This is a genomic window from Novosphingobium sp. Chol11, assembly GCF_900218065.1.
Lineage (GTDB): Bacteria > Pseudomonadota > Alphaproteobacteria > Sphingomonadales > Sphingomonadaceae > Sphingobium > Sphingobium agri.
In genome coordinates this window covers 444,636-463,185 of record NZ_OBMU01000001.1, presented here as the reverse complement: position 1 = coordinate 463,185, position 18,550 = coordinate 444,636, and the positions used below count along the sequence as shown (strand labels likewise).

The 18,550-nt window shown below is 65.2% G+C and carries 21 protein-coding genes; 3 read left to right on the top strand and 18 right to left on the bottom strand.

Features of this window, described 5'->3' with window-relative positions; all coding sequences use genetic code 11:
* Nucleotides 1-60: 60 nt before the first annotated feature.
* From NCHOL11_RS02260 to NCHOL11_RS02230, 7 genes are all read right to left on the bottom strand, one after another.
* Complete coding sequence (locus tag NCHOL11_RS02260; protein WP_097090880.1) at nucleotides 61-234, bottom strand: Trm112 family protein; 174 nt, start codon at nucleotides 232-234, stop codon at nucleotides 61-63.
* Nucleotides 231-842, bottom strand: a complete 612-nt coding sequence (locus NCHOL11_RS02255) for an LON peptidase substrate-binding domain-containing protein (protein WP_097090879.1) — start codon at nucleotides 840-842, stop codon at nucleotides 231-233. The genes NCHOL11_RS02260 and NCHOL11_RS02255 overlap by 4 nt, the downstream gene beginning before the upstream one ends.
* Nucleotides 843-851: 9 nt before the next feature.
* A complete protein-coding gene (locus NCHOL11_RS02250; protein ID WP_255254683.1) occupies nucleotides 852-1,748 on the bottom strand; it encodes a tetratricopeptide repeat protein in 897 nt (298 codons plus the stop codon).
* A 97-nt stretch (nucleotides 1,749-1,845) separates the two neighbouring features.
* Complete coding sequence (locus NCHOL11_RS02245) at nucleotides 1,846-2,697, bottom strand: MipA/OmpV family protein (RefSeq protein ID WP_097090877.1); 852 nt, start codon at nucleotides 2,695-2,697, stop codon at nucleotides 1,846-1,848.
* Nucleotides 2,698-2,770: 73 nt separating this feature from the next.
* Nucleotides 2,771-3,208: a DUF2141 domain-containing protein gene (locus NCHOL11_RS02240; RefSeq protein WP_097090876.1), complete on the bottom strand. Its 438-nt coding sequence runs from the start codon at nucleotides 3,206-3,208 to the stop codon at nucleotides 2,771-2,773.
* On the bottom strand, nucleotides 3,205-3,933 hold the full coding sequence (locus NCHOL11_RS02235; RefSeq protein WP_097092666.1) for a sterol desaturase family protein: 729 nt from the start codon (nucleotides 3,931-3,933) through the stop codon (nucleotides 3,205-3,207). Before NCHOL11_RS02235 ends, NCHOL11_RS02240 begins: the two co-directional genes overlap by 4 nt.
* 53 nt (nucleotides 3,934-3,986) lie before the next feature.
* Entirely contained in the window at nucleotides 3,987-4,877 is an 891-nt protein-coding gene (locus NCHOL11_RS02230) for a prephenate dehydratase (RefSeq protein ID WP_097090875.1), read from the bottom strand.
* Nucleotides 4,878-5,063: 186 nt separating this feature from the next.
* On the opposite strand from NCHOL11_RS02230, the gene NCHOL11_RS02225 reads away from it, so the two are divergent.
* Nucleotides 5,064-5,723, top strand: coding sequence for a c-type cytochrome (locus NCHOL11_RS02225; RefSeq protein ID WP_097090874.1), 660 nt, complete (start codon nucleotides 5,064-5,066; stop codon nucleotides 5,721-5,723).
* Between the two features lie 328 nt (nucleotides 5,724-6,051).
* A complete protein-coding gene (locus tag NCHOL11_RS02220) occupies nucleotides 6,052-6,573 on the top strand; it encodes a hypothetical protein (RefSeq protein ID WP_141397797.1) in 522 nt (173 codons plus the stop codon).
* A gap of 57 nt (nucleotides 6,574-6,630) precedes the next feature.
* Here the strand turns inward: NCHOL11_RS02220 and NCHOL11_RS02215 are convergent, their stop codons facing one another.
* A complete protein-coding gene (locus tag NCHOL11_RS02215; protein WP_097090872.1) occupies nucleotides 6,631-7,947 on the bottom strand; it encodes a hemolysin family protein in 1,317 nt (438 codons plus the stop codon).
* A gap of 155 nt (nucleotides 7,948-8,102) precedes the next feature.
* Between NCHOL11_RS02215 and NCHOL11_RS02210 the strand changes: the two genes are divergently transcribed.
* The gene (locus tag NCHOL11_RS02210) at nucleotides 8,103-8,783 is read left to right on the top strand and encodes an OmpA family protein (RefSeq protein ID WP_097090871.1); all 681 of its coding nucleotides are present in this window, start codon (nucleotides 8,103-8,105) and stop codon (nucleotides 8,781-8,783) included.
* A gap of 155 nt (nucleotides 8,784-8,938) precedes the next feature.
* Here NCHOL11_RS02210 and NCHOL11_RS02205 read toward each other — a convergent pair whose 3' ends face one another.
* From NCHOL11_RS02205 to NCHOL11_RS02160, 10 genes are all read right to left on the bottom strand, one after another.
* Nucleotides 8,939-9,556: a MarC family protein gene (locus NCHOL11_RS02205; RefSeq protein WP_097090870.1), complete on the bottom strand. Its 618-nt coding sequence runs from the start codon at nucleotides 9,554-9,556 to the stop codon at nucleotides 8,939-8,941.
* Nucleotides 9,553-10,137 carry a YybH family protein gene (locus NCHOL11_RS02200; RefSeq protein WP_441339483.1) on the bottom strand — a complete coding sequence of 195 codons (585 nt, stop codon included), beginning with the start codon at nucleotides 10,135-10,137 and terminating at the stop codon, nucleotides 9,553-9,555. Before NCHOL11_RS02200 ends, NCHOL11_RS02205 begins: the two co-directional genes overlap by 4 nt.
* Nucleotides 10,138-10,199: 62 nt before the next feature.
* On the bottom strand, nucleotides 10,200-11,093 hold the full coding sequence (folD, locus tag NCHOL11_RS02195; protein ID WP_097090868.1) for a bifunctional methylenetetrahydrofolate dehydrogenase/methenyltetrahydrofolate cyclohydrolase FolD: 894 nt from the start codon (nucleotides 11,091-11,093) through the stop codon (nucleotides 10,200-10,202).
* Nucleotides 11,090-11,413 carry a DUF167 domain-containing protein gene (locus tag NCHOL11_RS02190; RefSeq protein WP_097090867.1) on the bottom strand — a complete coding sequence of 108 codons (324 nt, stop codon included), beginning with the start codon at nucleotides 11,411-11,413 and terminating at the stop codon, nucleotides 11,090-11,092. Before NCHOL11_RS02190 ends, folD begins: the two co-directional genes overlap by 4 nt.
* Nucleotides 11,410-11,700, bottom strand: coding sequence for a YggT family protein (locus NCHOL11_RS02185; RefSeq protein ID WP_097090866.1), 291 nt, complete (start codon nucleotides 11,698-11,700; stop codon nucleotides 11,410-11,412). The genes NCHOL11_RS02190 and NCHOL11_RS02185 overlap by 4 nt, the downstream gene beginning before the upstream one ends.
* A gap of 195 nt (nucleotides 11,701-11,895) precedes the next feature.
* Nucleotides 11,896-12,801, bottom strand: coding sequence for an acetylglutamate kinase (argB, locus tag NCHOL11_RS02180; protein ID WP_236575039.1), 906 nt, complete (start codon nucleotides 12,799-12,801; stop codon nucleotides 11,896-11,898).
* A gap of 218 nt (nucleotides 12,802-13,019) precedes the next feature.
* On the bottom strand, nucleotides 13,020-14,534 hold the full coding sequence (locus NCHOL11_RS02175) for a Ppx/GppA family phosphatase (RefSeq protein WP_097090864.1): 1,515 nt from the start codon (nucleotides 14,532-14,534) through the stop codon (nucleotides 13,020-13,022).
* Between the two features lie 5 nt (nucleotides 14,535-14,539).
* Nucleotides 14,540-16,678, bottom strand: a complete 2,139-nt coding sequence (locus NCHOL11_RS02170) for an RNA degradosome polyphosphate kinase (protein WP_097090863.1) — start codon at nucleotides 16,676-16,678, stop codon at nucleotides 14,540-14,542.
* Between the two features lie 10 nt (nucleotides 16,679-16,688).
* Nucleotides 16,689-17,321: a chromosomal replication initiator DnaA gene (locus tag NCHOL11_RS02165; protein ID WP_097090862.1), complete on the bottom strand. Its 633-nt coding sequence runs from the start codon at nucleotides 17,319-17,321 to the stop codon at nucleotides 16,689-16,691.
* Nucleotides 17,318-18,529, bottom strand: a complete 1,212-nt coding sequence (locus NCHOL11_RS02160) for a heavy-metal-associated domain-containing protein (RefSeq protein WP_255254790.1) — start codon at nucleotides 18,527-18,529, stop codon at nucleotides 17,318-17,320. The genes NCHOL11_RS02165 and NCHOL11_RS02160 overlap by 4 nt, the downstream gene beginning before the upstream one ends.
* Nucleotides 18,530-18,550 lie beyond the last annotated feature (21 nt).

The window sequence follows — 18,550 nt, the reverse complement described above, 5'->3', positions numbered from 1 at the left end:
TCTCAGGCCCCACTGCACGACTTCTCCTGAGATCCCAGCCTCCGCTGGGATGACAGCACTTTAAAGCGAACGCGCCTCGCGCACCACCAGCACCGGCACGCCATCGCGCACCGGAAAGGCAAGCCCCGCAGCCTCCGACACCAGTTCGCTCCGCTCCCCATCCCAGCGGAGCGGCGTCCGCGTCACCGGGCAGACGAGCTTCGCCAACAGAAAGGGATCAGGCCCGCTGCTCATTGCATCGTAGCCCCGCCATCGGGCTCCATCCGGCCGACGATCTGCATCAACTGGATGATCCGATCGCATCGCTCGCTTAAAGTATCCGCTTCCAGCAAAGTCTGCTTGGCGGCCGGATCGAACGGCGCGATCTGTGCAATGCCATTCACCAGCGATGTATCGTCAAGCCGTGACACCGCCGTCCAATCGACGACATAGCCCAATGCTTCGGCAAAGCGCCGCGATTCCTGTTCCAGGGCGGCACGCTCGACGGCATGGAGCACCTCATCCTCGCCAACCTCTTCCACGTCCGCCTCGATCTGGCGAAAAGCGGTGGTGACGTCGAGTTCGCGGATCACCCGAAAACGCGCCAGTCCTTCCAGGATGATGTTGAAGCGGCCATCGTCCAGAAGCTCGAACTCGCTGATCCGGCCGAGGCAGCCGACATCGTAGAGCGCAGGCTTCGCCCCTTCCCCGCGCGGCTGGATCATGCCGATGCGCCGGTCGCGCGCCATCGCATCGTGGATCATGGCCCGGTAGCGCGGCTCGAATATATGCAGCGGCAAGTCCATACCCGGCAGCAGCAGGGCTCCGGGCAAGGGAAAGATGGAGACGCGCGCGCGATTCACCGGCCGCCGTCAGGAAAAGAGGATTTGCGACAATTTGCGCCGCTGCCCCGCGACCCATGGGTCCTCAAGGCCGGTCGCCTCGAACAGCTTGAGCAGTTGCGCCTTGGCCGCGCCCTCATTCCATTCGCGGTCGCGCCGGACGATCTCCAACAGTTCCTCGGCAGCCCGGTCCCGATCGCCATTGGCCATCAACCCACCGGCCAGTTCAAAGCGCGCGTCATGATCATCGGGGTTGGCCGCAACCTTCGCCTCGATGCCGGAAAGGTCCGAAACGGGCTTCGCATCCCGCGCCAGCGCAATCGCGGCGCGGGCGCGGTCCACCGCCTGCTCCTTCGCCACGTCGGCGGGCAGCGCGGCCAGCACCGCCTCCGCCTCGTCCAGCTGCCCAAGTGCCACCAGCGCCCGCGCATGGCCGGAAGCAACCTCTGCATTGTCGGGCACCATCTGGCCGATCTGCTCGAACACGGAAAGCGCGCGGTCAGCCTCCCCGCCCGCCAGCATCTCCTCGCCCATTTCGATGAGCGGGGCGATTTCCTGAAGCTGCGCCTTTTCATCCGATTCGATCGGCAGCTGCGCCAGCAACTGGTCGAGATATTGCTTCAGCTGTCCTTCGGTGCGGGCTTGGCTGAGGTCAGCGACCGGCTGGCCCTGAAACACGGCATAGACGGTCGGGATCGACTGGACGCGGAATTGCGCGGCGATGAACTTATTCTCATCGACGTTGATCTTGACCAGCTTCACGCCCTTGGGCGCATATTCGGCGCACACCTTTTCGATGACCGGCGTCAGCTGCTTGCAGGGTCCGCACCATTCCGCCCAGAAATCGACGATGACCAGGCTGGTGCGCGACGGGTCCACCACGTCGCGGCGGAACGCCTCCACCGCTGCCTTATCGGTGTCGCTCATTCCTAGGGTCGCCACTGCCGTCTTCTCCTGCCTTGTTGCGGTTGGGTGCCGCCTCCATAGACCGCCTTATGTGGGGCGTCACCCTTTCCGCACAAGATCAGAAGGTGTAGCCGACCCCGACCGCGCCAACCCACTGGTTCCTGGACCCGGCGATGCTGACCACGGGCGAGTCCGCATAGTCGCCCAGCATGCGCGAATATCCGCCCAGCGCGAACAGGGCCCAACCCTTGCGGATGTCCCCCGACAATGACACGCCGCCCGTCAGGTTGACGCCGATCTTCTTGAATCCCGAACCTTCGCCCGCGCGCGTATATTCCGGCAGGCCGGACGCCAGCGCCCCGGCGGCATCGACGTCATAATAATAGCGGCCATATTTCTTGCCCACATAATCCGCCGACACGCCCAGGCCCACGAAGCTGCGCGTCGAAAGCGGCGTGAAATATTCGATGGCGGGCGTCACGATATAGCTGCCATGCGCCCCCGCGACATCCTTGGTCACAGCAACGCGCACCGACAGATTGTCATAGTCGCTGGTGATGATCCCGGTCTTGCCGACGCCGACGAAGCCGCCCAGCTCCACCGCCACGTCACGCTCGCCCAGCGCCCGCACCGCGTCATCCTTGATACTCTTGAGGCTCGACCGGTCGAAGCGGACGCCCGCGACAGGCCCCAGCTGAAGGTCGATGTCCTGACCCCGGTTCGGGATCACATCGAAATAGAGGCTCGGGCCCCGGGTCCAGAAGGCGAAGTCGCTCACCTTGCCGCGCAGCTGCGGAACGGGGATCACGCGATAATCGTCCGACCCTTCATAGCTCGGGATGACGGCGGCCCCGATCCCGACGGTGAGTGCATTGCTGTCCTCAACCTCCTTGACTTGGGCATAAGCGCTATTGGCGGCACCCAGCGTAATAAAGGCCAGGCCCGCGAACACTATCTGGCGATGATTCATAAATCCCCTGTTCCCACGAATATGGTCAGCGCCTAGAATGTTTCGCTGCCATTACGGTTCCGATTAACTTCAATCAGAGGAAATATTTGATCTTTACGTCCTGACGCACCGCCGATCCCGTCATGGCGAATTGCGCGGATCGGAAGCTCGGCGCGCCAAAGCGGATCGCCGGGTTCCGGGAAAAACCCACGCCCTCGCGCGGGATACCGGCAAAGGTATCCAGCTTCCCATTGCCATTTTCGTCATGGATGATGGCGATGGCATAAGTCCCCGGAGCCATGTCGCCCAAGGGAATAGCCGCGTTCGTCGCGGGCACCACCAGATGGCGCTTTTGCGGGTCCTTGCTGCAATCCGGGAAATAGGCCGCCGAGCGCGCCACGCATATGAGCAGGTCGCCCTTCATGGACCGCAAGCCCTGCACTCCGATGCTGAGCGGCTGGGCCTCAGGCGCCGGGGCCGCGCCGGAACCGGCCATCAGCGCCCCCGCCAGCAACAGCAGCTTCCCCCTCATCGACGCCCTTTCTCGAACTCGCCCAATCCCCGATCCGTCCCGCACAGCCGATCCCAGACACGGAAATAGAGCCCGTAATTGCAATTATATTGTTCATGATGCCGCTGATGATGGCTGGCCGTGATCAACCAGCGGCCCGCCGGACCTTGCACCATCCAGCGCGGAAACATCTCCCACCCCATATGATTGGACACGCCCATCACCGTCATGATCGTCAGCACGCAGCCGAGAGCCGCCACATGAATGGGGATCAGGAAGACGAGCGCCGGAATGACGATCGCGCCGCTCAACGCCTCCCACGGGTGAAAGCTCATCGCCGCCCAGGCCGTGGGCGGACGGCTCGCATGGTGCACCGCATGGGCCGCGCGGAACAGGCGCGGCCGGTGCATCCAGCGATGCGTCCAGTAAAACCAGCTGTCATGCGCGGCGAGGTAGAGCAGCACCGAAACCGGCAGATACCAGAGCGGATAGGCGTCGGCATCCGTATAGATGCGCGTCCAGCCCTGCGCCTGCCATCCCCAGGCGACCACGCCCGCCGGGATGCCGTAGATAAACGCGGACGCCAGCGACCATGCGATCTCCCGCCGGATCTGCGGGTCGAGCCCGGCATAGAGGCCCGGTTGCCGGACACGGGTCGCGAAGGCAAAGCCGCCGCTGGTGACCAGGTAACGGACCGCCACGATCGCGCTCATGGCAAGAGCGGAAAGAAGGATCGCGGCCAGCATGGGGTCGACTATAAGCGGCAGCACCCGGCCCGTCACCCCTTCAGGTCCCTCCATCAGGTCCGCGGACGCGCCTGGCGGTAACTGCCCAGCATGCGCACCCACTTGCTGTGGAATTCCAGTTCGGCAAGCGCCCGGTCCACGGCGGGGTCGCCCGGCATGCCCTCGATGTCGCAGAAAAACTCCGTCGCCGCGAAGCTCGCGCCCCGCTGATAGCTTTCCAGCTTGGTCATGTTGACGCCGTTCGTCGCAAAGCCGCCCATCGCCTTGTAAAGCGCGGCGGGCACATTCTTCACCTCGAACAGGAATGTCGTCATCACCGGCGCGTCGTCGGCCTGCGGCATCTGCGGCTCGCGCGACAGCACGAGGAAGCGCGTCATATTGTCGTCGCTATCCTCGATATTCTCCGCCACCATCTTCAGCCCATAAAGCTCTGCCGCCAGATAGGGGGCGACGGCGCCTTCGCCGGGCTTGCGCGATTCCGCCACCAGCGCCGCCGCGCCCGCCGTATCCGCATAGGCGACCGGTTGGATTCCCCGCTCGCGCAGATAATGGCGGCATTGCCCCAGCGCCTGCGGATGGCTGATCGCGCTTTTGACCGGGCCGTCATCCACCGCCATCAGGCAGTGGCGAATGCGCAGGAAATATTCGTCGATGATATGCAGCCCCGATTCGGGCAGCAGGAAATGCATGTCGGCGACGCGCCCGTGCAGGCTGTTTTCGATAGGAATGATCGCCCGCGCTGCGATTCCGCCGCGCACGGCATCGATCGCATCTTCAAAGGCGAAGCAGGGCAGCGGCACCCAATCGGGCGCATATCCAAGCGCCGCGAGGTGCGAATTGGCGCCCGGCGCGCCCTGATAGGCAATGGCTCGCGACGGGTCGGCTGCGGCCTTTTCAGCGAGTTCCGCGACCAGCGCGCGGGCGGGGGCAGGATAGTTTTCCATGGATGCAGCGCGCTTAGGCACTCCTCCCCGCGCGCGCAAGCGGAACGGGCGCTTGGCCGCGCACCGCCCCGGCGCCCCGCCGTTCAACCATGCTTGCACGTTCGCTCTTGCGCCATTATGGCAGCGCGCTAGAGGGGGCGCGGAAACCAAGCCGCCAGAACAGAAATTCAAGGGAATCCAAGCGAAATGAGTGATCGTTTCAACACCGTTGCAGGCTGGGCGTTGTTTGCGGGAATCATTGCGCTGGGTGGCGGCATCGTCAGCTCCAAATATTTCCACGCGGAACGTCCCGAAAAGATGGGCTATGCGATCGAAGGCGTCGAGGCCGAAGGTGAAGGCGGCGCGGCCAGCGGCCCCGGCCTCAACACCCTGCTCGCCAGCGCCGATGTCGCGGCCGGTGAAAAGGTCTTCGCCAAGTGCGCCGCATGCCACACCATCAATCAGGGCGGAGCCAACGGCATCGGCCCCAACCTCTTTGCGACCGTGGGCGAAGCCATCGGCCAGGGCAAGGGCGGCTTCGCCTTCTCCGACGCGCTCAAGAGCAAGGGCGGCAACTGGACTTTCGAAAATCTTGACCATTGGCTGAAGAGCCCGCGCGAATTCGCGCCCGGCACCAAGATGACCTTCGCTGGCCTCGGCAACCCGGCCGACCGCGCGAACCTCATCGCCTGGATGAACACGCAGGGCTCCAACCTGCCGCTGCCCGCCGCCGACGCGGCACCCGCCGACGCCAGCGCCACCCCTGCTGAAGCCGCAGGCAACGCCACGAACGCCGCCGAAAGCGTCGAAGGCAAGGCCCCGGCCAACGCCGCACCCGCGACCGGGCCCGCTGCCCCCGGCAAATAAGGGCTAGCCCCTTCTGACGAACTGACGGGCGCGGCACGATTGCCGCGCCCGTTGTGTTTAGGGGGTAAGCGGCCCATCCGGAACCAAAGCCAGGAGCGCGCACCTGCTCCCCCTCCCGCAGGCGGGAGGGGGTCGGGGGGGTGGGCCAGCGCAACGCTCGTGTGGTTCCGACCGCTGCTCACCCCATGCTTCAATCATCAAGCCCATCCAGTCACCTCACCTACCGCTCGCCCACCCTCTTCCCGTCGCTTGCCACGGAACATCGGCATGCGCTTCGGGTTCAGGCTCGTCTGCAACACAGCAGCAAAGCCCAGGAAAGGACCCGGTCATGGTACAGGCATCAGCTATTTTCGACTCACACGCAGAGGCCGAAAGGGCAGTATCGGAGCTACGCACGCTCGGCGTGAATGACAGTGACCTGTCCGTCATCGCCCACCATGGCGGCACGACCACGACCACCAGCGGCGACGGCGAGATCACCGACGAGCACCATCGGAACATTCTCCGGGGCATTCTGGGTGGCGGCGCGCTGGGCGCAGGACTGGGCGTCGCGGCGCTGGCGATCCCCGGCGTCGGGCCGCTCGCAGCCGCTGGCGCTATCGCCGCGTCGGCCGTCCCCGAAGCCGTGGGCATCGGCGCTGTCGTCGGCGCGATCGGCGGAAGCCTCAATGAGGCGCTGACCAAGCATGGGGTCAGCAAGGAAGACGCTGACTATTATGGCGGCCGTCTGAAGGACGGCGCCGTGCTCGTCACGGTTGCCGACGCCGGACTGGATGCCGGGCGCGTCCGCGAGGTGCTGTACCGCAACGGCGGTCACAACGCGTCTCAGGCCCGCAACGCCACCATCTAAAAACCGCATGGAGCCGGAAAGCATCGCTTTCCGGCTCCTGCTTACCCGAGCTGTTCTCTACCGCTCCGCCACCAGCAGCTTGTCGATCTTGCGCCCGTCCATATCGACGATCTCGAAGCGCCATCCCTGATCCTCGATGAAGTCGCCCACTTCCGGCAGGCGCTTGAGCAGCCACAGCGCATGGCCCGCCACCGTCGCATAGTCGCGGTGCTCCGGCAGGTCGATGCCGATCCGGTCCGCCAGCAGGTCCACCGGCATCTGCCCCGACACCAGCAAGCTGCCATCGTCCCGTTCCACGACATCGGGTTCATCATGCACGTCGCGGTCGGATGCGAAGTGGCCCGCGATCGCCGACAACAGGTCGGCAGGCGTCGCGATGCCTTCGAAATGGCCATATTCGTCATGCACCATCACCATCGGCACGTCGGCGCGGCGCAGCACTTCCAGGGCGTCCATGGCGTCGACCTGGTCGGGCACCACCTCCACCCGGCGCATCAGCGATCCGACATCGAGCCGCTCTCCCCGGAACAGCGCCGTCATGATGTCGCGCGCCTGCACGACGCCGATAATATCCTCCACCGTGCCCCGTCCCACCGGAAGCCGCGTGTGCGGAGTCTTGAGCAGCCTTGCGCGGACCGTCTCATCGTCCGCGTTGATGTCGATCCAATCGACGTCCATCCGCGGCGTCATGACCTCGCGCACCGGGCGGTCGGCCAGCCGCACCACGCCCGAAATGATGGCGCGCTCGCTTTCCTCGATTACGCCGGAACGGCTCGCTTCCGCCACGATCAGGTGCAGTTCCTCGGCCGTCACATGATGTTCGGACTCCCGCGTCATGCGCAGCAGGCGGAAAATGAGCGCGCTCGACCCGTCCAGTACCCACACGATGGGCGCGGTGATCTTCGCCAGCCACAGCATCGGCGTCGCCATGACAACGGCGATCGGCTCAGGCGCGCGCAACGCGAACTGCTTGGGCACCAGCTCACCGATGATCAGCGACGCGTAGGTCGTCAGGCCGATGACGACCGCAAAGCCGAGATTTTCGGCAACGTTGGGCGACAGGCCCAACAGCTGCAACCGCTCACCCACCGGCCCACCCAGGCTCGCCCCGGAATAGGCACCCGCGACGATGCCGATCAGGGTGATGCCGATCTGGACGGTGGAAAGAAACTTGCCGGGATCGCTCGCCAGCATCAGCGCCGTGTGCGCGCCGCGCCGCCCTGCCTTTTCCATCGCCTGCAAGCGCGGACGGCGGGCGGATACGATCGCCAGTTCCGACATGGCGAAGACGCCATTCAGCGCGACAAGCGCCAGAATGATGACGATATCTACCCAGGGGAAGGGCGTCGGAGCGTGCGGGGGGATCGTGGCCATGGTGGTCAGCTACGCCCTATAACCCTGTTTCTTACAATTTCACAACCGTTGCATCATCTGGGGTTCAGTTCGCTGGTGGAACAAAAGCGCCGGTTCGATGATTGGGGCCTGCATCCGCGCTTTCGGGTGCAAGATAAATAAGGGAACTCAAATCTATGCGGATTTCTCATCGCATCCTGGGTACGGCGGGACTTGCCGCCATGCTCGCCACCGCCGCCTGCACGACTGATCCCAATACCGGCCAGCGTCAGATTTCGAAGGCCGCGATCGGCGGCATCGGCGGCGCGCTCGGCGGCTATCTGCTGGGCGATCTGGTCGGCGGCAAGCGTGACCGGACGGAAAAGATCCTCGGCGCAGGCATTGGCGCGGTCGCGGGTGCTGGCATCGGCGCTTACATGGACGCGCAGGAGCGCAAGCTGCGCGAGGAAACCGCAGGCAGCGGCGTCGACGTGATCCGTGACGGCGACAATCTGGTGCTGCGCATGCCGTCCGGCATCACCTTCACCACCGACAGCGCCGCCGTCCAGCCGCAGTTCCGCCCGACGCTGGACGAAGTGTCGTCCGTGTTGGCCCAATATCCCAAAACCTATATCGACGTGTACGGCCACACCGACAGCGATGGCGCGGACGCCTATAACCAGACCCTGTCCGAACGCCGCGCTCAGTCGGTCGCGGACTATCTGACCAGCCACGGTGTCCAGTCGGCCCGCATCGCGACGCGCGGCTTCGGCGAAACCCAGCCCATCGCTTCCAACGCCACGGCCGAGGGCAAGGCCAGCAACCGCCGCGTCGAAATCAAGATCGCGCCGGTCACGGAAAGCGACATCCGGGCCTAAAGCCTGCCGCCATGACCAAAAAAGCCGGGACGCGCCCCAAGCGCTCCCGGCTTCTTTACCCTCCTCCTCCGTTCGCCCTGAGCCTGTCGAAGGGCCCTTCTTTTCTCATGAGAAGTAGGGGTTTCAACAGGTCCAATCCGAACGGCTAAAAAGCGTCAAAAACTCGCCTTCAACCCATCGATCACGAACTGCGCGGCCAATGCGGCCAGCAGCACCCCCAGAAGCCGGGTAATCACCGCCTCGATCTTGCTGCCCAGCCGCGCCATGATCGGCCCCGCCGCCAGCAATGCCCCCAGCATCAGCGCCAGCGTCACCACCACCGCACCGATCACCACCAGCCGCTGGCTGATCCCGTCCGCCTGCGACATCAGCAGCATCACCGTCGCGATCGATCCCGGCCCGGCGATCATCGGCATCGCCATCGGGAATACCGACACGTCCTCGATCTCGGGTGTCTCCGCGATCTTGTGCGCCCGGTCCTCGCGCCGCTGCGTGCGCTTTTCGAACACCATGTCCATCGCGATGATGAACAGCATGATCCCGCCCGCGATCCGGAAGCTGTCGAGCGCAATGCCAAGTACGCCCAGCAGCTGCTTTCCCCACAGCGCGAAGATCAGCAGGATGACCGCCGCGATCCCCACCGCGCGGATCGCCATCGCCCGCCGCTGGGCATGGCTCGCGCCGGTCGTCAGGCTGGCGTAGATGGGCGCGCAGCCCGGCGGATCGATGACCACGAACAAGGTGACGAAGGCGGATATGAACAGCTCGATCATGCCCCCGACGCCTTCACCCGATCATCGATCACCACCTCATAATCCGTCCCGTTCCAGACGCGCACCATGACCTGCCGTCCGCCATCGGGCGCAACCTCGGCACTCCAGATCAGGCTTTCATCGGCAGGCGGCACCGCAGCTTTCGCCTTGGGCACCACTCCGTCAGGCGCTTTGCCCCGCTTGCACGTCGCGACCTTGCCCACAAGAAATTCCGGCGCAGGACGGGGAGCGCCCAGCGTATCGCCATGGTCGAGCACCCATTTCCACGCGCCCTGCTTGTCCCGCCGCCAGATCGTCGTGAAATAGCCGACCGTTCCATCCGGCCGCTGCCAATTGCCCGTGCTCGCCGCCATGTTGCCGTCGCACGACACATGGATGACGGATGGCGTCCAGCTCACCGGCTGCGGCGGATCGGCCCGGCCCTTCAGCCATTGTTTCGCCAGCACCCGTTGCGGCACGAACATCACCGCGTCATCGGCAGCGGTCGCGCGAAAGGCGGTCCACTGCCCCTTGTCCCGCGCCAGGCGGTTGAAGGCGATTTCGGCGGCGAAGACGGAACTGGGATCAGGCTGATGCCGCATCGGCGGTCGCGCCGCGACGAGCCCCGTCAGGCAAGCCGCGATCAGGACGGCCCGCCTTGCCGTCACAGCCCCTCCGGCTTTGCCAGCCCCGCGCGGGCATGGGCCGCCACCAGCGTATTGCGCAGCAGCACCGCGATCGTCATCGGCCCGACGCCACCTGGAACCGGCGTGATCGCCCGCACATGCGCCAGCGCCTCGGCCGTGGCGACATCGCCGACGATCCGGCTCTTGCCATCCTCCGTGTCCGTCACGCGGTTAATGCCGACGTCGATCACGGTCGCGCCCGGCTTGATCCACTCGCCCTTCACCATCTCGGCGCGTCCCACGGCGGCCACGACGATATCGGCGCGATGCACGACCGACGCCAGATCCCGCGTGCGGCTATGCGCGATCGTGACCGTGCAATTCTCCGCCAGCAGCAGCTGCGCCATCGGCTTGCCCACGATGTTGGATCGGCCGACGACCACCGCCTCCATGCCCGACAGGTCGCCCAGTTCGTCCTTCAGCAACATGATGCAGCCGAGCGGCGTGCAGGGCACCAGCGCCTCCTGCCCCGTCGCCAGCCGCCCGCTATTGACGACATGGAAGCCGTCCACATCCTTGGCCGGATCGATCGTCCCGATCACCGCCGCCTCGTCGATATGGCCGGGCAGCGGCAGCTGGACCAGGATGCCGTCCACCCGGTCATCCGCATTCAGCTCCTCGACCAGGTCGAGCAATTCTTCCTCGCCGATGCTCGCGGGCAGCTTGAATTCCAGGCTTTCCATGCCCGCCTCGACCGTCATCTTGCCCTTGTTGCGGACATAGACGGAACTGGCCGGGTCCTCGCCCACCAGTACGACCGCCAGCCCCGGCTTGCGCCCGGTGCGCCCGACGAATGCGGATACGCCATCAGCCACCTTGGCGCGCAGCGTGGCGGCGAAAGCCTTTCCGTCGATGATCTTGCCGATGGTCATGCTGCCTCAACCCATTCCCTGATGATGGCGGACAGCCGCACCAACGCGTCGGCACCGCCCTTGATACGCAGCCGCTTTAGCCGGTTGCTGTCACCCGATTCCAGCGAAAACGCGCTGCGTGGCCAATCCATCTCCTTGGCGAGCAATGCAACGAGCGCCCCGTTCGCCTTTCCCTTTTCCGCGACGGCGCGAACCCGCGCGCAGAGCCACTGCGCGCCTTTCTCATCCGTCCAGCACCCGCCAACATCCTCACGCGCCGCGCCCGGCGTCAACCGGACGGAAAGCAGCAGGTCGGTCCCGTCCTGCCGCCAGACGCTCACACCAGCCCGAAGATCGGCGGCAAAATGGCCTGGCGGATGATCAGGATGGCGAGCAGCACGACCATCGGCGACAGGTCGAGCGCGCCAAGGTCAGGCATCACCCGGCGAATGGGATTATAGATCGGCGCCGTCATCCGGTCGAGCGCCACGATGATCGTGCGCACGATGTCGCTGGACGTGTTGATGACATTGAAGGCGATCAGCCAGCTCATGATCGCCTGGATGATGATGATCCACCACAGCACATCGAGCAGGATGACGATGATCTGATAGAGCGCGTAGGCCATGTGGTCTCCAATTGATTGCCGATGCTCTAGCCGAGCGGGGCATGGCGCGACAAGAGTGCCTTTCGCCATCACCCTCTCGCCCCACTCCGTCATCCCAGCGGAAGCTGGGATCTCAGGAGAGGATACGCCAGGCCGCCCAAGATCCCAGCTTCCGCTGGGATGACGGACAAGGGAAGGACGGATTGCAAACGACGATTACCGGCGCACTAAAGTCCCCGCACCGCGCTTGGTGAAAATCTCCAGCAGCATGGCATGCGGCACCCGCCCGTCAAGGATGACGGCAGCATCCACGCCGCCCTCGACCGCCTTCACGCACGTCTCCAGCTTCGGGATCATGCCCCCGCTGATCGTGCCATCTTCCTGCAATATCTTGATCGCGGCCGGATCAAGGTCGGTCAGCAACTGCCCCTGCTTGTCCAGCACGCCCGCCACATCGGTCAGCAGGAAGAAGCGCGAAGCCTGAAGCTCCGCCGCGATTGCGCCCGCCATCGTGTCGGCATTCACATTATAGGTGTGCCCGTCAGCGCCGATGCCCACCGGCGCGATAACCGGAATGATGCCGCTTTGCGACAGCGTGTCGAGGATCGACCGGTCGACCTTCACCGGATCACCGACAAAGCCCAGGTCGACATTGCGCTCGATGCCCGAATTGGGATCGGGCGCGCGCGTATCGCCAACCTTTTCGCACAGGACGAGCCCGCCATCCTTGCCCGAAATGCCGACCGCCTTGCCACCCGCGCCGGAAATCCAGCCGACGATTTCCTTGTTGATGGAGCCCGCCAGCACCATTTCGGCGATCTGCGCGGTTTCCTTGTCGGTGACGCGCAGCCCGTTCACGAAATGCGACTCGACGCCCAGCTTCTTGAGCATCGCGCCGATCTGCGGCCCGCCGCCATGGACGACGACGACATTGATGCCGACCGCCTTCATCAGCACCACGTCCTCGGCAAAATCGCGCGCCGCTTCGGGGTCGCCCATCGCATGGCCGCCATATTTCACGACAAAAGTCTGCCCCGCATAGCGCTGCATATAGGGCAGCGCCTCCACAAGCGTTTCGGCCTTGGCGAGGAGAGCGGGATCGGGGGCGTGCTTGCTGTTCATGTGCGCGCGCAATAGGGCCTTATAGATGCGGGGGCAAGTTGGTGCAGAAGGACTATAATCCCCTCTCCCCTTCAGGGGTCGGCCAGAGGCACGTGACTCTGGCCGAGGTGCCGAGCGTAGCGATGGCGGGAGAGGGGACTGCTAAACCTTGGCGTCGCCCCCCTCTCCCCAGCCCTCTCCCCTGAAGGGGAGAGGGAGTAAAGTCCGCCTTCCCACCCTCACCAAGCCATCCGATACTTAACCCCCATCGCCTGCGCCAAATGCCGCTGCCGCCGCTCGACCGCCTCGCCGAACAGGTCCACATCCACGCCTTTCAGCCGCAGTTCCAGCGTATCGCCATCCATCTCCAGCGTCGACGCGAGCAGAGGCCCCTCGACCCCGCCGGACAGCCGCTGGCCAAGCCGAATCGCCAGCCCCCATAAGGTCGCGCGCTTCAGCGCCGCAGCCGAAGCCAGCCCCGCAATCCCGGCAGGCGGCGTGGACGATCCTCCGAAATTGCTGTGCAGAGCCTGCGCCAGCATCGCCCGCTCGCACGCGGTGATGCCCACCCAATTGCTATGCAGGGCAATCTCCACCCCCCGCTCCGCGCGAAAATCGGGGTTGGCGCGCCAGCCGACATCGGCGAGCAGGCACGCCGCACGCCGGATGCGCCGCCAGGACGGCTCGTCATCACGGAACAGCGGCCCGATCCACCGGTCGATCATGTCGCCATGGCCTGCAAAGCGCCCCTGCGCCTCGCCCTCGGCCTCCGCCGCGACCAGCAAGGGATCATGCGTCCGGATCTCGGCGGGCAGGTCTTCGAACAGCAGCCCCTCGCGCAGGCCATAGGCCGAGACGATAAGCTCGCTCGACTGCAATTGCCGGACGACCACCGACAGCAAAGCCGCCGCGTCGGGCAAAGTCGGCACGCGCGATCCGGTGATTGCCGGAATGTCCTTCAACCGCGCGCGCCCCACATGGGACACGATCCGCGTCAGCTGCTCGGCACGAGATGCGGGCATGGCATATTGATGCACGACCGGCAGCGGAAAGTTGGTCAGCTGCATATCGAACCGGGCAAGCGCGCGCCACGATCCGCCCACCAGATAGAAGGGCAGGTCAGGCCCCGCGCTCCAGCCCGCCTTCGCCAGCATCTTCTTGACGCAGCGTTCCAGCGCGCCCGGTCCCTTCGCCCGGATCTGCGGCAGGCGCAGCACGCCCAGCGGCAGCGATATCGTCTCATGCACCGCGCCATCGCGGATTCGCGCCAGCTCCAGGCTGCCGCCGCCCAGGTCCCCTACGATGCCGTCCGCGCCGGGTATGCCCGACAGCACGCCATAGGCCGCCGCGACCGCTTCCTGCCTCCCCGACAGCAGTTCAACCTCCAGCCCCATGTCCCTGGCGCGCAGGATGAACTCATCGCCATTGGCGGCGTCGCGCACGGCGGCGGTAGCAACGCAGCGCACGTCGCGCACCTCCATCTCGCGGCACAGATGGGCAAAGCGTCCCACCGCCCGCAATCCGCGCTCCATCGCGTCAGGCTCGATCCGCCCCGTCTTCCCGAGCGACGCCCCCAGCCCCGCCATCACCTTTTCATTGAACAGGATGAAGGGAATGCGCCGCGGCCCGTCATAGACGACCAGGCGGACGCTGTTGGACCCGATGTCGATGATCGCCGTGCGCGCCTTGGCATGGGCGGGGGATGTCACCATCGTTTCGGCGATGGCGCGCACCTGGCTCAGCATCGAATTCATGCGCGTCAGGCCCGGCCGCGCAGGCGCAAAGTCGGCACCGTCCCGCTGTCCATCGCCGCGCCCCGGCCCGACAGCGACGGGTTGGTCATGAAATAGCGATGCAGGTTGAACGGTCGATCGCTCGAATCCACGCGGGTATAATGGCCATCGCTGTCCAGCTCCCAACTCTGTTCGCTGTCGATCAGGTTGGCAACCATCACCTGGTCCAAAATCTGGTCGTGAACGGTCGGGTTCTCCACAGGGGCAAGAAATTCGACGCGGCGGTCAAAGTTCCTCGGCATCCAGTCCGCCGAGCTGATGAACACCTTCGCGCCATTGTTGGGCAGCGCCTTGCCATTACCGAAGGCGGTGATGCGGCTATGCTCCAGAAAGCGGCCGACCACCGACTTCACCCGGATATTCTCCGACATGCCCGGCACCCCCGGCCGCAGGCAGCAGATGCCGCGCACGATCAGGTCGATCTCCACCCCCGCGTTGCTCGCCGCATACAGCTTCTCGATGATCGCCGGATCGACCAGCGAGTTCATCTTCGCCCAGATATTGCCCGGCCGCCCGGCGCGGACATGTTCGATCTCCGCATCGATCAGCTGGCAAAGCCGATTGCGCAGGTCGCGCGGGCTCATCACCAGCTTTTCCAGGCTCTGCGGCTCGACATAGCCGGTGATGTAATTGAACAGCGCGGCGGCATCCCGGCCATAGGCGGGATCGGCGGTGAAGAAGCTCAAATCGGTGTAGATGCGCGCGGTGACGGGGTGATAATTGCCCGTGCCGAAATGGCAGTAGGTGCGAAAAGCCTCGCCCTCGCGGCGGACAACCATCGACACCTTGGCATGCGTCTTCCAGTCGATGAAGCCATAGACCACCTGCACGCCCGCGCGTTCCAGCGCGTCGGCCCACATCAGGTTCTGCTCCTCGTCGAACCGCGCCTTCAGCTCCACCACCGCCGTCACCGACTTGCCCGCCTCCGCCGCATCGATCAGCGCGCGGATGATCGCCGACTGCTTGCCCGCGCGATACAGCGTCTGCTTGATCGCCACTACGTCTGGGTCGGACGCCGCTTGTTTCAGAAATGAAACGACCACGTCGAACGCTTCATATGGGTGATGGACCACAATGTCCTTCGCCCGGATCGCCGCAAAGCAATCCCCGCCATATTCGCGGATTCGTTCAGGGAATCGCGGCGCATAGGGTTCGAACTTCAGGTCCGGCCGATCCTCATCGACAATGCCGCTCAGGTCGCCGATGCCGACAAAGCCCTCGACCTCGGCAATGATCGCCTCATGCCCCTGCAGCATGTCCTGCAACATTTCCTCGACCGGCTCGGGAATGCGCTCCTCGATCTCCATGCGGATGACGCGGCCCCGGCGGCGGCGCTTGATGGCGCTGCGGAAATAGCGGACCAGATCCTCCGCCTCTTCCTCGATCTCGATATCGGAGTCGCGAATGATGCGGAATACACCGCTGTTGCGCACCCGATAGCCGGGGAAGAGGTCGCCCGAAAAGCGGCGGATCACCGCCTCCAGCGCCATGTAGCGCGCCGGTGTGCCCGGCACCCGGACAAAGCGGGCCAGCGAGGACGGGATCATCACCAGTTCGCGGATCGGCTGCTTGTCCGACAGCCTTTCCAGATCGAAGACGATCGACAGCCCCTGATTGGGGATGAAGGGAAAGGGATGCGCCGGGTCCAGCGCCTGCGGCGTCAGGATCGGAAAAACCTGGCTCAGGAAATGCTCCCGCAGCCATGTCTCGCTGCCCGCGTCGATCTCGCTGGCGGGCCCCATCACCTCGATCCCGACCTGCGTCAGTTCACCATGCAGCGCGCCCCAGACCTTCTGCTGCGCCGTCATCAGGCGCGCGGTCTCATCGGCAATCGCGGCAAGCTGCTGCGCGGGAGTCAGCCCGTCGGCCGAGCGCATATCGACATCCTGCAGCTGCTGCCCTTTCAGGCCCGCCACGCGCACGCTGAAAAATTCATCCAGGTTCGCCCCGGAAATCGACAGGAAACGCAGCCGCTCCAGCAGCGGATGCGCGCGGTTCATCGCCTCTTCCAGCACCCGCTGGTTAAACGCTAGCCAGGACAGCTCCCGGTTGAAATAGCGGTCGGTGGGCAGTGTCAGGCTGGCGGACGGATCAGCTTCGGCCACGTCTCTCTCACTATGATGAGGGGTGCGGATCGTCCGCCACTATAGGCAAGAAACCAGCCGCTTGCAGACTCTCTTTGGCCATAGCGACGGAAATCTTACGTCCCGATGACAATGCCGCTTCGTTAAGCAGGCGCGTCACCTCGGCGATAGCGGCATAGCTGCGCTCGATCCGGCGCAGCAGCCAGTCGGGCAGATCCTGCCCATATCGTGACCCCGCGCGCCCCAGCGCCCGTTCGATAAGGGCGCGGGCGAGCGGCTCGTCCGGCTGCTCGATCGCCACATGCGGCGCGGCGGCGAGGCGCGACCGCAGGTCCGGCAGCGCCACGTCCCACAGCGTCGGCGCGCTGTCCCCGATCAGCAGCAGCGGCTTGGCGCTCGTGTGCGCATCGTTCCAGGCGTTGAACAGCAGCCGGTCCTCCTGTCCTTGCGCATCGTCGATCACCATGCCCCCGCTCATCGCGGCGAAGCGGCGGCCCAGCATCGACCGCCCCGACCGGGCCGGACCGCTCAGGACGCTGATCGCCAAGGGCCATTCGCGCCAATTTTCCAGATGGCGGAGGGCGACATGATTGGCGTCGCTGACCAGGAAGTCATCGTCCGTCCCCTGCCCTGGCCATTCGAACGGCAGGCTTATCTGGCTCATTGCGGCGCTGACGTCCCCGCTCCCGCTCCGGCAGGTGCCGCCGCCCCGCCCCGGCGGATGCGCAGCGCATTGCCGGAGCCCGTCACGGTGAAGCCTCGCGCCTGAAGCCCGGCGCGCAACGCATCGACACTGCCGTCGAAGCTCACCTGCATCACCGACGTGCCCCCTAGCGCAAGGCTGCTCGTCGCCGCCGACCTGACGCCTAGGATAGACCGAACCGCCGCCTCGCCCTGCGCCACCGATCCCACATCGGGCGTATCGAACTGGATCGAAAAGCTGCTGGTGGTCGCAGACGGCGTTGGCGTCTCCAGCGTCTCCAGCGGCTGCTCGGTCGCATTCTCGATCTCGAGCGCGTCGGGATTGACCGGCTCCTCGATGATCAGCGACGGGTCGGGCCGCAAACGCCCGTCGTTGAGCGCGGCTGTATAAAGCTGGTCGATCCGCCGCGCGGCCTCATCCATCATCTGCGGAAGCGCGCTTTCGGCCGATGCGCGAAGCGAGAAGCTGCCGATAAGTGTATCGTCCGGCCCATAGCGCGCGGTGAACGTGCCCCTTACCGGGCCGCCCGGATATTCCCGTTGCAACCGGGCGATCGGCACCACCACGTCGGCCGCGCCATATTGGTCCAGCAGCACGCGCCACCACAACCGCCCACGCCGCCCCACCTGGCCCGCATTCAGCAGGATGGGGTCGGCGATCGAACCGCTCACCCGCACATAGTCGATGGCGCTGTCCCCGGTGCGGAACCGCGCCCATGCCTTCTGCCACTCGTTGATCCGCTCATAGGATACCGCAGACCCGCCGTCCCACATCACCGGAATGACCAGCAGCGGCGGCGACCGCATGACATTTCCGGACACGCCCAGCAGTTGCCCCGTCCGCGCGCGATCGAACAATATGCCCAGCGTCGCGACATAGCGCGTCGGCCCGATCTGCTCATATTCGATCTCGATGCCGGAAATCATCGCTTCCAGCTGCGAATCGGACAGGTTCGGCACGCCCGCCGCGCCATGGGTGCGCGTCCACAGCATCCGCCAGCCCTGCCGCTGCGCCAGCCGCCAGCCCGCCTGCCGCGCGCTGTTGGCATCTTTGCCCATCACGTCGACCTTGATGCCGCCTACCTGATAATCGCCGCCACTGGCGATCGGCGGCACGCCGCGTTCGCCTTCCATCTGCGCGAACAGGGCCGCAGCCGCGAGGCCAAGCATGATCGCACCCAGAATCTGGAC

Bases quoted from the DNA above. Each gene is read 5' to 3' on its own strand.
- NCHOL11_RS02260 (WP_097090880.1), bottom strand. From the start codon at position 234: ATGAGCAGCGGGCCTGATCCCTTTCTGTTGGCGAAGCTCGTCTGCCCG.
- NCHOL11_RS02250 (WP_255254683.1), bottom strand. From the start codon at position 1,748: ATGAGCGACACCGATAAGGCAGCGGTGGAGGCGTTCCGCCGCGACGTG.
- NCHOL11_RS02245 (WP_097090877.1), bottom strand. From the start codon at position 2,697: ATGAATCATCGCCAGATAGTGTTCGCGGGCCTGGCCTTTATTACGCTG.
- NCHOL11_RS02240 (WP_097090876.1), bottom strand. From the start codon at position 3,208: ATGAGGGGGAAGCTGCTGTTGCTGGCGGGGGCGCTGATGGCCGGTTCC.
- NCHOL11_RS02235 (WP_097092666.1), bottom strand. From the start codon at position 3,933: ATGCTGGCCGCGATCCTTCTTTCCGCTCTTGCCATGAGCGCGATCGTG.
- NCHOL11_RS02230 (WP_097090875.1), bottom strand. From the start codon at position 4,877: ATGGAAAACTATCCTGCCCCCGCCCGCGCGCTGGTCGCGGAACTCGCT.
- NCHOL11_RS02225 (WP_097090874.1), top strand. From the start codon at position 5,064: ATGAGTGATCGTTTCAACACCGTTGCAGGCTGGGCGTTGTTTGCGGGA.
- NCHOL11_RS02220 (WP_141397797.1), top strand. From the start codon at position 6,052: ATGGTACAGGCATCAGCTATTTTCGACTCACACGCAGAGGCCGAAAGG.
- NCHOL11_RS02215 (WP_097090872.1), bottom strand. From the start codon at position 7,947: ATGGCCACGATCCCCCCGCACGCTCCGACGCCCTTCCCCTGGGTAGAT.
- NCHOL11_RS02210 (WP_097090871.1), top strand. From the start codon at position 8,103: ATGCGGATTTCTCATCGCATCCTGGGTACGGCGGGACTTGCCGCCATG.
- NCHOL11_RS02205 (WP_097090870.1), bottom strand. From the start codon at position 9,556: ATGATCGAGCTGTTCATATCCGCCTTCGTCACCTTGTTCGTGGTCATC.
- NCHOL11_RS02200 (WP_441339483.1), bottom strand. From the start codon at position 10,137: ATGCGGCATCAGCCTGATCCCAGTTCCGTCTTCGCCGCCGAAATCGCC.
- folD (WP_097090868.1), bottom strand. From the start codon at position 11,093: ATGACCATCGGCAAGATCATCGACGGAAAGGCTTTCGCCGCCACGCTG.
- NCHOL11_RS02185 (WP_097090866.1), bottom strand. From the start codon at position 11,700: ATGGCCTACGCGCTCTATCAGATCATCGTCATCCTGCTCGATGTGCTG.
- argB (WP_236575039.1), bottom strand. From the start codon at position 12,801: ATGAACAGCAAGCACGCCCCCGATCCCGCTCTCCTCGCCAAGGCCGAA.
- NCHOL11_RS02175 (WP_097090864.1), bottom strand. From the start codon at position 14,534: ATGAATTCGATGCTGAGCCAGGTGCGCGCCATCGCCGAAACGATGGTG.
- NCHOL11_RS02165 (WP_097090862.1), bottom strand. From the start codon at position 17,321: ATGAGCCAGATAAGCCTGCCGTTCGAATGGCCAGGGCAGGGGACGGAC.
- NCHOL11_RS02160 (WP_255254790.1), bottom strand. From the start codon at position 18,529: ATGCTTGGCCTCGCGGCTGCGGCCCTGTTCGCGCAGATGGAAGGCGAA.